Source organism: Allobosea sp. 2RAB26 (assembly GCF_052115465.1).
Taxonomy (GTDB): Bacteria; Pseudomonadota; Alphaproteobacteria; order Rhizobiales; family Beijerinckiaceae; genus Allobosea.
Map to the genome: position 1 here is coordinate 308394 of NZ_JBFRGS010000009.1, position 12016 is coordinate 320409.

The 12016-nt window shown below is 65.8% G+C and carries 8 protein-coding genes; 3 read left to right on the top strand and 5 right to left on the bottom strand.

Going from position 1 to position 12016, the window contains the following annotated elements:
* The first annotated feature begins 282 nt into the window (after positions 1-282).
* The 3 genes from AB4118_RS19755 to purU all read left to right on the top strand — a co-directional run bounded on the left by AB4118_RS19755 (position 283) and on the right by purU (position 4463).
* The gene (locus AB4118_RS19755; protein ID WP_441491351.1) at positions 283-1053 is read left to right on the top strand and encodes a DeoR/GlpR family DNA-binding transcription regulator; all 771 of its coding nucleotides are present in this window, start codon (positions 283-285) and stop codon (positions 1051-1053) included.
* Between the two features lie 73 nt (positions 1054-1126).
* Entirely contained in the window at positions 1127-3556 is a 2430-nt protein-coding gene (locus AB4118_RS19760; protein ID WP_441491352.1) for a GcvT family protein, read from the top strand.
* Positions 3557-3560: 4 nt separating this feature from the next.
* Positions 3561-4463 carry a formyltetrahydrofolate deformylase gene (gene purU, locus AB4118_RS19765; protein WP_441491353.1) on the top strand — a complete coding sequence of 301 codons (903 nt, stop codon included), beginning with the start codon at positions 3561-3563 and terminating at the stop codon, positions 4461-4463.
* Positions 4464-4801: 338 nt separating this feature from the next.
* Here purU and AB4118_RS19770 read toward each other — a convergent pair whose 3' ends face one another.
* The 5 genes from AB4118_RS19770 to phnY all read right to left on the bottom strand — a co-directional run.
* Positions 4802-6466, bottom strand: a complete 1665-nt coding sequence (locus AB4118_RS19770; protein WP_441491354.1) for a Na/Pi cotransporter family protein — start codon at positions 6464-6466, stop codon at positions 4802-4804.
* 43 nt (positions 6467-6509) lie between these two features.
* Positions 6510-8225, bottom strand: a complete 1716-nt coding sequence (locus AB4118_RS19775) for a putative 2-aminoethylphosphonate ABC transporter permease subunit (protein ID WP_441491355.1) — start codon at positions 8223-8225, stop codon at positions 6510-6512.
* Positions 8222-9313: a putative 2-aminoethylphosphonate ABC transporter ATP-binding protein gene (locus tag AB4118_RS19780; RefSeq protein ID WP_441491356.1), complete on the bottom strand. Its 1092-nt coding sequence runs from the start codon at positions 9311-9313 to the stop codon at positions 8222-8224. Before AB4118_RS19780 ends, AB4118_RS19775 begins: the two co-directional genes overlap by 4 nt.
* 156 nt (positions 9314-9469) lie before the next feature.
* Complete coding sequence (locus AB4118_RS19785) at positions 9470-10489, bottom strand: putative 2-aminoethylphosphonate ABC transporter substrate-binding protein (RefSeq protein WP_441491357.1); 1020 nt, start codon at positions 10487-10489, stop codon at positions 9470-9472.
* A 102-nt stretch (positions 10490-10591) separates the two neighbouring features.
* Positions 10592-12016 (bottom strand): phosphonoacetaldehyde dehydrogenase (gene phnY / locus AB4118_RS19790; RefSeq protein ID WP_441491358.1); only part of this gene is annotated, 1425 nt, incomplete at its 5' end.

Below are 12016 nucleotides of genomic sequence, written 5' to 3' on the forward strand. Positions count from 1 at the left end.
TCGAGTTCTATCTCTCAGACGGTGAATGGGGTTTTTGAATAATGCGGGTTATATTCAGTGTATGTGGAGGTGATTGTTCGATTATGTAAGTTTATGTCGATTTTTATAATCTAAATGATCTATGGCCGTTGGCCATCTATCGGCGCTATAGCTTGGCGGCACTCGATTCCGTTGGTGCCTGTCATGTTTTTCCATCCCCGTTCGATTGCCAAGCGCGAATCGACGACATGTGGCAGATTGGGACGGCTTCTTCCGCCGACCAGGATTTTTGGCTCCGTTTCCATGACCCGCGACATCGCTGCGCGACGGCATCGCATCATCCTCGACAGTCTCGAAAGACAGGAATCGATCAGCGTCGAGGAACTGGCCCTGTCGCTCGACGTCTCCCGCGAGACGATCCGGCGCGACCTCAAGGCCTTGTCGGCCGAGGGGCTGCTCGCTGTCGTTCATGGCGGAGCGATCCGGGCCGAACGTTCGGAAGCCTCCTTCGCCAGCCGCCGGACCGTGAACCGCACAGGCAAGGACCTGATCGCCACGCTCGCCGCCTCCATGCTGGGCGACGGCATGACCATTCTGCTCGATTCCGGCACCACGACCGAGGCCGTGGTGCGCGCGCTGGCGCGGTCGGACCGGAAGCGGCTGGTCGTGCATACCACGTCGCTCGAGAATGCGCGGCTGGCCAGCCGGCTGCCGGGCGCCCGCGTCTTCCTGATCGGTGGCGAATTCGACCCCAACGAGGATGCGACCTCGGGCACGGAGGCCCTGCGGGCGATCGGGCGCCTTTCGGCGGATGTCTCCTTCGTCAGCGTCGGCGGCGTCGACACGGAAGGGCGGCTGACCGACTACACGCGCGCCGGAGCGGCCATCCGAAGCGCTCTCCTGAACGCGGCGGAGCAAGGCTTCCTGATGGCCGACAGCAGCAAGTTCGGCCTTGTCCTTCCCAGCCGGATCGGCGGCGACGAAACCTGCGCGGGACTGCTGGTCGACCGGCTTCCGCCGGAGCCGATCGCGGCGAACCTGACCAGGAACGGAGTGCGCCTGCTCGTTTCCTGATTTTGCCCGTTTTGTGGTTTTTTGTTGTTTTGTGGATTTTGCCTGCTAGGCTGTCTCCATCGCGGAGGCGCTCATGTCCATTCCCACCCAATCTCGCGTCGTCATCATCGGCGGCGGTATCGTCGGCTGTTCCGTCGCCTATCATCTGACCAAGCTCGGCTGGCGCGATGTGCTCCTGCTCGAGCAGGGGCGCCTGTCCTCGGGCACCACCTGGCACGCGGCCGGCCTGGTCGGGCAGCTGCGCAGCCAGTCGAGCATGACGCGCCTGATCCGCTATTCCACCGAGCTTTACGCGTCGCTGGAGCAGGAGACCGAGCTCGCCACCGGCTGGAAGCGCTGCGGCTCGGTTTCGGTCGCTCGCACGCCCGAACGCATGACGCAGCTGCGCCGGACCATTTCGGCGGCGCGCGCTCAAGGGGTGGAGATCGAGGAGCTGAGCCCGAAGGAGGCTGGCGAGAAATGGCCGGTGATGCGCACCGACGATCTCGTCGGCGGCGTCTGGCTCCCCGGCGACGGCAAGGCGAACCCGTCCGACATCACCCAGGCGCTGGCGCGCGGCGCCCGTAGCCGTGGCGCAATCGTGCGCGAGGGGATCCGCGTCACCGGCGTCGAGACTGAGAAGGGCCGGGTGAGGGCGGTGCAGACCGATCAGGGCCGGGTCGAATGCGAGGTCCTGGTGATCTGCGCGGGACAATGGTCACGCGCGGTCGGGCAGATGTGCGGCGTGTCCGTGCCGCTGCATTCGGCCGAGCACATGTACATCGTCACCGGCAAGATCGCGGGCGTGACGCCGGACCTGCCGGTGATGCGCGATCCCGATGGCTACACCTACTACAAGGAGGAGGTCGGCGGCCTGGTGATGGGCGGCTTCGAGCCCGACGCAAAACCCTGGGGCATGGACGGCATCCCCTATCCGTTCGAGTTCCAGCTCCTGCCCGATGACTGGGACCAGTTCGCCATCCTGATGGAAAACGCGCTGCAGCGCGTGCCGGCCCTGGAGACGGCCGAGATCAAGACCTTCCTCAACGGTCCCGAGAGCTTCACGCCGGACAACAATTTCCTTCTGGGCGAGGCTCCGGAAGTGGCGGGTGTCTATGTCGGCGCCGGCTTCAACTCGATGGGGATCGCCTCTGCCGGCGGCGCCGGCAGCGCGCTGGCCGAATGGATCGTCGCGGGCGAGGCCACGAGCGATCTCTGGCCCGTCGACATTCGCCGCTTCGCGAGCTTCAACAACAATCCGGCCTGGCTGAAGGATCGCATCAAGGAGACGCTTGGCCTTCACTACGCCATGCCCTGGCCGAACCGCGAACTCGATACCGCAAGGCCCTTCCGCCGCTCGCCGCTCTATGAGCGCCTGGCCGCCAAACAGGCTGTCTTCGGCTCCAAGATGGGGTGGGAACGCGCGAATTATTTCGCCCGCACCGAGGATGAGCGCAGGATCCGCTATTCCTTCGGGCAGCAGAACTGGTTCGAAACGGTCGCTGCGGAGCATCGAGCCTGCCGCGAGACGGCGGGGCTCGTGGACATGAGCAGCTTCGCCAAATTCCTGCTGCAGGGTCCGCAGGCCGAAGCGGCCTTGCAGCGCCTCTCCGCCAATGATGTCGCGGTTCCGGTGGGCAGCTCGGTCTACACGGCCTTGCTCAACGCGCGCGGCACCTTCGAAAGCGACCTCACGGCCGCCCGCATTGCGCCCGACACCTACCTGCTCCTGACCGGCACCGCCCAGGCGACGCGCGACGCGCACTGGATCAGGCGCCAGCTTCCGGAGGGAGCGACGCTGACGGACGTGACATCGGCCTATGCCGTGCTCTCGCTGGCCGGCCCGAAGGTCGTCGAGATCCTCGCTCGCGTCTCGCCCGTCTCCTTCGATCCCGTTGATTTCCCCGCCAACGCGATCCGGCAGATCACCATCGGCTATGCCACGACCTGGGCTTGCCGCCGCTCCTATCTGGGGGAGGGCTTCGAACTCTACGTGCCCGCGGAATTCGCAGCCGCGATCTACGATCTGCTGCACGAGGCCGGAGCCGATCTCGGTCTCGTCGATGTCGGATACTACGCGGTCGACTCGCTGCGCATCGAGAAGGGCTTCCGCGCCTGGGGACGCGAGCTGACGCCGGACGTCAATCCCTACGAGGCTGGCCTCGGCTTCGCGGTGAAGCTGAACAAGGGCGATTTCATCGGCCGCGACGCCCTCACCATTGCCCGCGCGGCGCCGCGCACCAAGCGGCTGGTCGCGCTTGTCGGCCCCCGTCCGAATGGTCAGATGGCCTGGGGCGGCGAGGCGATCCTGGCCGATGGCAGGCCGGTCGGCGAGATCACCTCCGCGGCATTCGGCGCAACCCTCGACGGAATCGTCGCACTCGGCTGGGCCCAAAGCCATGAGCCGATCGATCAGGCCTGGCTCGACGCGCGCAACTGGGCGATCGATCTCGCGGGCACGGCGATCCCCGTGACGGCGAGCCTCGCCGCACCGCTCGACCGCGGTCAGGCGCGCGGAGCCTGAGGGGATGACCGATCTCACGCCGCTCGCCCCCGCCATTCCCAGGGATATCGTCCTGCGCAAGCCCGCCCGTGTCCTCAACCTCGCCTGCGAGGACCGGCCGGGAATCGTGCATGCCGTCAGCGGCGTGCTCTACCGGCACGGCTGCAACATCCTGGAAAGCGCGCAGTTCAGCGATCCGCGCGACGGCCGCTTCTTCATGCGCGTTGCCTTCGCCGCCGGCGACCGCTTCGACGACACGGCGTTCCGGCGTGAGTTCGACGGCGTGGCCGGCACCTTCCAGATGAGCTGGGACGCGGTCGATACGGCCCGTCCGGCCCGCGTCCTGCTGATGGTGTCACGCTTCGGCCATTGCCTGAACGATCTGCTCTTCCGCCAGGCGACGGGGAACCTCAACATCACGATTCCCGCGATCGTCTCGAACCATCGGGATTTCGAGCCGCTGGCGCAGAATTACGGCATCCCGTTCCACTATCTGCCGGTCACGGCGGAGACCAAGGCGGAGCAGGAGGCAAGGCTGCTGGAGCTGGTTGCGCAGACCGATGCGTCGCTGGTCGTGCTCGCCCGCTATATGCAGGTGCTCTCCAACGATCTCTGCCGTGCGCTCGACGGGCGGGCGATCAACATCCACCATTCCTTCCTGCCGAGCTTCAAGGGCGCCAAGCCCTACCATCAGGCCTATGATCGCGGCGTGAAGCTGATCGGCGCGACGGCCCATTACGTCACCCCCGATCTGGACGAAGGCCCCATCATCGACCAGGACGTCGCGCGCGCCGATCATTCGCTGGCTCCCGACGATCTCGTCAGCGTCGGGCGTGACATCGAGGCGGTCGTCCTGGCGCGTGCGCTGCGCCTGCATATCGAGCGGCGGGTGATGCTGGCCGGCCGGCGGACCGTCATTTTTCGCTAGAGCGTCGGCCCGAAAGGTGGATTGCGGTTTTCGGGGCAAAGCCGATGCAAAGACAAAGGGTTAGATCATCGGGCTGGATACGGTATCCGGTCCGATGATCTACAGCGTTTCCGGTGAAAATCGGATTCACCTGCAATCCCTTAGCTCTTTGTCTTCACGCAATTCCGGAGGCAAAGCCGCGACGCAGTCTTGCTGTCATTGCTCCAGGAGCCCCTCCATCACGCCCGTTCCGGGCGTCGGCGGTCCGGTAACGGTCACCATGCTGCTGGTGAACACGGTGGAGTGCGGGAGCAGGATGATTTCATCGCACCCGAAGAGTGGGCAAGCCGCAAGTGCGCTCACTCGGCCGCCCGCATCAGGCGGCTTCCCATCAGGGCTCCCCGCTGTTCGAGAAGTCCGTGCACGGTGGCGGCGATATGGGCGTCGATGCGCTTCAGATCGCGCGCGATATCAAGCTGGAGCGCGCTGACGATCACCGCTTCGCGGCTGCCGGTGCGCATCTCGGCGAGATGGGCCTCGATCGCTTCCCGCTCCAGTTCGCGGAAGGTTTCCTTCTCGCGCACGATCCGGCGCGCGGTGGCTTCGTCCTGCGAGATGAAGACCGTGAGCGCCAGGCGCAGGTGATCCCGCAACCGGTCATGGGTATCGGCGATGCGGGCAAGCGCGTCCTCGGGCAACCGGCGCTGGTCGCGGATGCGCTTGCCGGCCATCTGCATCAGGTTCTTCTCGATGATGTCGCCGATATGCTCGAGATTGATCGCCAATGTCAGCACCTCCGAGAGCCGGTGCTCGTCGGATTGCGACAGCGTCTCATGCGCGATCGCGCCGACATAGAGCTGGATCTGGTTATAGAGGTTGTCGAGCACGTCGTCGGCGCGGCTGACCTCGGCCACCCGGGCCGGATCGTCGCCCTCGAACGCCATGAGCGACGTCTTCAGCATCCCGTCGACGACATCGGCCATATGCAGCACCTCGCGGGTCGCATTGGCGAGCGCGAGCGTCGGCGTCGTGAGCGCTGCGGTGTCGAGATAACGCGGGCGCGAGGGGTCGGCTTCCGGCGCGGGATCGGGCAGCAGGCGTGTCAGAATGCCCGCGAAAGCCGGCAGCGGGACAAGGAAGAGCACAGCCATCACGATGTTGAAGGCAAGGTGGAACAGCGCCGCCGATTGCGCCGGATGGCTCGCGAACCGCTCCACGACCGGTGTCAGCACGGGCAGAAGCAACAGGCCGGCCGTGCAGCCCAGGATGCGGTTGGCGAGGTTGCCCACCGGCACGCGCCTGGCCGCGGCATTCCCGTTCATGGCCTGAACCAGGGGATTGAGCGCCGTGCCGAGATTGCAGCCCATCACCATCGCCAGCATGGTCTGGGTTCCCACGACCCCGGTCGCGGCAAGGCTCATCACGACCAGAATCGCCGCAAGCGAGGAATGGGCGGCAAAGCTGAGCACCGCGGCCAGGAGCAGGGCGATCAGCGGATCGCCCGAGAGCGCGCCGAGAACCGCGCGCAGCACCTGCGAGTGCTCGACCGGCGCCATGGTGGCCTGCATCAGGCGCAGCGACAGCAGCATCAGGCCCAGCCCGAACAGCGCCTTCGCCATTTCATTGGCAGCCAACCGGCCGAAGCGGCGCATGCCGAGATAGCCGACGAGGAGCAGGAGCGGCACCATCATGCTGGTGTCGAAGCCGACGAACTGGACGATCAGCGTCGTCCCGACATTGGCGCCGAGCATCATCGCCAGGGCCGGCGCCAGCGCGATCAAACCGGCGCCGGAGAACGAGGCGATCATCATCGCGGTCGCCGTGCTGGATTGCAGGCCGGCCGTCACCATGAGACCCGCGCCGAAGGCCCGCCAGCGACTGTCGAGACCTGTCGCCAGCAACGCGCGCAAGCGGCTGCCGAAGGCGGCCGAAACGCCTGCCGTCACCAGCTGCACGCTCCAGAGCAGCAGGGCGACCTCGCCGGCGAGCGCAAGCAGGATCTGGGTTGGCGTCTGCGCTGCCATGGTCACGTTCTCCCGCGCGCCGCTAAAGCATCGGCCCGAAGATCTAGCGTTGCCGCCAGTGCTGCAGGCGGCCGAAGACCAGGCGGTCGAGGCCGGCATGGGCGAGTTTCACGGCAATGGCCGTGAACATGATGATGCTTGCCATGCCCGCCGCCGACGCCATGGCTCCGGCCTCATCCATATGGACGATCGCGATCGAGGCGAGCTTGGTGTCGGCGCCATAGAGGAAGATCACGGCCGAGACCGTGGTCAGTGCATTGACGAAGACATAGACGGCGATGTCGAGGATCGCCGGCATGCAGATCGGCGCCGTCACCCGGCGGAACGTCGACCAGAACGGCACCTTGAGCGAGGCGGAAACCGACTCGAACTCGCTGTCGAGCTGCTTCAGGCTCGTCAGCGCCGTGATGTGCCCGACCGTGTAGAAATGGGCGATGGTGTTGATCACGAGGATCGTCAGCGTCCCGTACAGGAAGCCGAGCGGATTCCAGCCCGCATTGAAGAAGAAGACATAGCCCAGGCCGAGCACCAGGCCGGGCACGGCCATCGGCAGCATGGCCAGGAACTGGGCGAAGGCGCGCAGCCGCGGGTAGAGCTTCACCTTCTCGATCAGATAGGCGCCGGTGAAGATCAGTGCCGTGCCGATCACCGCCGTCAGGGACGCGAGCAGCAACGAGTTGGCATAGGTCTTCCAGCCATCCGGCTCGACCGCGGCGAAGTTGTAATTGCTCAAGGTCAGAGACAGGTTGTAGGGCCAATATTTGACGAAGGAGCCCCAGAAGGCGATCGCGTAGGGGCTGACGATCGCGAAGGCGATCACGCCGACGAAGCCGAGCAGGGCGAGATCGCGGCGCTGGTCAGGGCGCGGCACATAGGGAACGGCGCGGGCCGAGAGCATGGCGCCCTGGCGCCGCTGCACCACGCGGTCGACGAAGAAGGCCAGCACCGCCGGCACCAGCAGGATGATGCCGACCACGGCGCCCATCGGGAAATTCTGCTGGCCGACGACCTGCTTGTAGGCGTCGGTCGCCAGCACGTTGAACTGCCCGCCGATCACCTTGGGAATGCCGAAATCGGTGATGACCAGCGTGAAGACGACGAAGACGGCGCTGATCACGCCGTAGCGCGCGCCGGGAAGGGTGATCGTCCGGAAAATGCGCCAGCGCGAGGTGCCCATCGCGTCGGCCGCTTCGCGCAGCCGGCCGTCCGAAAGGGCGAGCGCCGTGACGAGGATCAGCATGGCGTGCGGAAAGCTGTAGAGCGTCTCCGCCGCGATGATGCCGACCGGGCCGTAGAGCGAGGCGCCCATCATCCAGGACTTGAGCAGCCCCTGGTTGCCGAAGACATAGATCAGCGCGAGGCCCGACAGCAGGGACGGCGCGAAGACAGGGATCATCGCCGCCGCATAGAAGACGCCCTTGGCGGGAATGCAGCTGCGGCGCAGCGCATAGGCGTAGAGGAAGGCGAGGGGCACCACGATGACCGTGGTCGCACTGGCGACCGCGAGGCTGTTGAGCAGCGAGAAGAACAGCGTCGGCGTCGTCGCATAGCTGACGAAATTCGCCAGGCCGACGAAGTTCCCGTGCGTATCCTCGAGACTCTTGGAGAGCAGCGCCCAGAGCGGCAGGGCGATGATCAGGACCAAAACCGCGCAGAGCGCGACGATCAGGACCCCGGCGACATGGCGCTCGCTGATCCGCACCGGCGATACCTTCACGGACGCATCGATCATGGTCAGCCGTGGTGCGAGGTCGCTCATCGTGCGCCCCCCGCAAAGACATGCAGGGCCTCGGGCGGAAAGGCGACGGTGCAGACCTGTCCCGCCGTGATGCCGAGATCGCGCATCGCATTGGTCGAGAAATCGGCCGCGATCCGGGTCGAACGGGAGCTGGTCGGCTCGAGATGCGCCCGGCAGTAGGAGCCGAGGAAAGCCAGATCCCCGATCCGCGCCTCGAAGCGGTTCGGCGTATCCTCACCGATGCTGCGGGTGCGAACCTCTTCGGGCCGCATGGCCAGCCGCACCGGCGTCCCCACGGCGAAGGGGGTGGCATTGGCGACGAGCAGGTCGAGCTCGTCGACACGGACCCGGCCGGGCCCGGTCACGATCGCATCCATGAAGGTCATGTGCCCGACGAAGTCGGCGACGAAGGGCGTGGCGGGGCGCCGGTAGATCTCTTCGGGCGTGCCGATCTGCTCGACCTCACCGTCCCGCATCACGACGATGCGGTCGGCCATCGCGAGCGCCTCCTCCTGGTCATGCGTCACCATGATCGTGGTCACGCCGAGCCGCTGCTGCAGCGAGCGCATTTCGTCGCGCAGGCGCACCCGGACCTTGGCGTCGAGGGCCGAAAGCGGCTCGTCGAGCAACAGCAGCTCCGGCGAGGTGGCAAGCGCGCGCGCCAGCGCCACGCGCTGCTGCTGCCCGCCCGAAAGCTGGACCGGGTATTTCTTGCCCTGCTCCGGCAGGCCGACGAGCGTCAGCAGTTCCTCGACGCGGCGCGCGATCTCGGCAGACGAGCGACGCCGGTTGACGAGGCCGTAGCCGATATTGTCGGTGACGGTGAGATTGGGAAACAGCGCGTAGGACTGGAAAACTATGCCGAAGTCGCGCTCCGACGGGCTCGCTCGCGACACGTCGCGCCCGCCCATGAGGATGGTGCCGCCATCCTGCTGGTCGAGGCCGGCGATGGCCCGCAGCAATGTCGTCTTGCCGCAGCCCGACGGCCCGAGAAAGCAGACGAACTCGCCGCGGCGGATGTCGAGATCGATATCGTGCAACGCCCGGAACGCGCCGTAATTCTTGGCGAGGTCGCGGATCGAGAGAAACGGGGGCGCAGTCGTGGACATGATGCCGACCTTCATCTGAACAGGCAGTGATCAGGCTCGCCGGCAACGGCGAGGCCGCACTCTTGCGTGGTGCACGGACTTGCTTCGTGCACGGACTTGCGTCTTGCACAGACCATGCCGCCGGCCGCTCGCGCGGGCCGGCGGCGTGGCAAAGGCTCAGTTCTTCGGCGCCGACTTCGACTCGTAGCGCTTCGACCATTCGGCGAGCACGCGCTCGCGATTATCGGCCATCCAGCTCAGGTCGTTCTTGATCATCCCCGCCTCGGCATTGACGGGATAGTTGGCCGGCTTGTTCTCGACACCCGGCGCAGCCACGATGGCGTAGGTCTGCGAGTAGAGCTCGTTCGCCGCCTTGGTCGTCGACCAGTCGGCGATCTTCTTGGAGACGGCGAGGTTCTTGCTGCCCTTGACGATGGCGCTGGCTTCCATTTCCCAGCCCACGCCCTCCTTCGGAATCACGACCTCGATCGGTGCGCCCTTGGTCTTCTCGGAGGCGCCGCGCATGTCGAGCGCCAGACCGATGGTGCGCTCGCCGCGGGCTGCCTGGACGCAAGGGGCGGAACCGGAATGGAGATAGGCGCCGATATTCTCGTGAAGCCCGTCCATGAACTTCCAGCCTTCGGCCTCGCCCATGCTCTGCAGCCAGCCGGCGACCATCAGATAGCCGGTGCCGGAGGAGGCCGGATGGGGCATCACGATCTTGCCCTTGAACGCCGGGTTGAGCAGGTCCTTCCACGAGGCCGGCACGGGCACGCCCTTGGCCTCGGCGGTATTGTAGCACACGACGCCGAGATAGGCGTCCATGCCGGTCCAGGTATAGGGGCTGTTGGGATCGCGGAAGACCGGCTTCAGCGCATCAGCGCCGGCCGGCTTGTAGGTTTCCAGCAGCCCGGCCTTCTCGAACATGAGCAGGCTCGATGCGGCCAGGCCCATCACCATGTCCGCCCGCGGATTGTCCTTTTCGGCCAGGAAGCGGGCGGTGATGACGCCGGTGGAGTCGCGGACCCAGACCACCTCCGCGTCCGGCACGGCCTTCTCGATCGAGGCCTTGAACGGTCCGAGCTGGTCGTTCTCGAGAGCGGTGTAGATCGTTACCTTCGTCTTCTGCGCCTGGGCGACACCAGGCAGCGCGAGCGCGAATGCGCCGATGACGCAGGAAGCAAGCCAGTTCTTCATCTTCTCATCCCCTCGTGGTGATCGATTAGAGCGCTCTTTCGGCGTTTTCCCCTGAGATCGTAAAACACAGGCGGATCGCTCCGCCTGTGCTGGTCTTCTTCGTCATGCGGTCCAGGGCAGGGACCAGGTCTTGACGTTGGTGAAGCTCTTCATGGCTTCGACGACGCCCTCCTTGTAGCCGAGGCCTGAATCCTTGATGCCGCCGAAGGGGGACATCTCGATGCGGTAGCCGGGAACCTCCCAGAGGTTGACGGTGCCGACCTCGAGCTCCGCGACGAAGCGCTGGATGTAGTCGAAGCGGTTGGTGCAGACGCCCGAGGACAGGCCATAGGCCGTGGAATTCGAGATCCGGATCACCTCGGCGATGTCGTTCGGCACGCGGATGATCGGGATCACCGGGCCGAAGGTTTCCTCACGCACGAGCTCGCAGGTGTAGGGGATGCGGTCGACCACGGTCGGATGGAACAGCGCACCCTCGGCCCGCTGGCCGTAGAGCACTTCGGCGCCTTGCGTCACCGCGTCGTCGACGCGGGCCTGGAAGAGCGCGGCCGAGCGGGCATTGATGACGGTGCCGACATCGGTTGCCGGATCCATCGGGTTGCCGCATTTCAGCGTCTTCGCCTTCTCGACGACCAGTTTGGCGAAGGCGTCGGCGACGCTCTCGACCACCAGGATGCGCTTCACCGCGGTGCAGCGCTGGCCGGARTTCTTGGTCGCACCGGTGACCGCRAGCTCGGCCGCCTTGTCGAGRTCGGCATCCTCCATGACGATCAGCGGGTCGTTGCCGCCGAGTTCGAGCACGATGCGCTTGTAGCCGGCGGTATTGGCGATGTGCTTGCCGACCCGGACCGAGCCGGTGAAGGTCACCAGATCCGCATCGGGATCGGTGATCATCGCATCGCCCATGGTCGASGGGTTGCCGGTGACGACCGAGAGCATCTCGGGCGGCAGSCCGGCCTCGTAGAGCACGTCGGCGAGYGCGAGCGCGGTCAGCSGCGTCAGCTCGGTCGGCTTCAGCACGAGGCGGTTATTGGTGGCGATCGCCGGCGCCAGCTTGTGGCTGACCATGTTGAGCGGGTGGTTGAACGGCGTGATCGCCGAGATCACCCCGAGCAAGGGCTGGCGCGTCGTGAAGATCTTGCGTGCCTTGCCGTTCGGCGAGATGTCGCAGGAGAACATCTCGCCATCATCCTTGATGGTGAGCTGGGCCGCAAAGGACCAGACGTCATAGGCSCGGCTCGCCTCRTAGAGCGAATCCTTCCAGCACAGYCCGGCTTCGGCCGTGATCAGCCGGGCGAACTCTTSCYTGCGGTCGCGCAGCAGCTCGGCCGTCTTCTGCAGGATCTGCTGGCGCTCATAGCGGGTCAGTGTCGGCYTGAAGGCGCGCGCCTTGGCGAAGGCCTCGCGGACATGCTCGGGCCGCGCCGCCGGCACCAGGCCGACGACGGAATTGTCGTAGGGATTGCGGACCTCGACCATGTCGTCGGTCGAGACGAGCTTGCCGGCGATCCGCATCGTCTCGCGGCG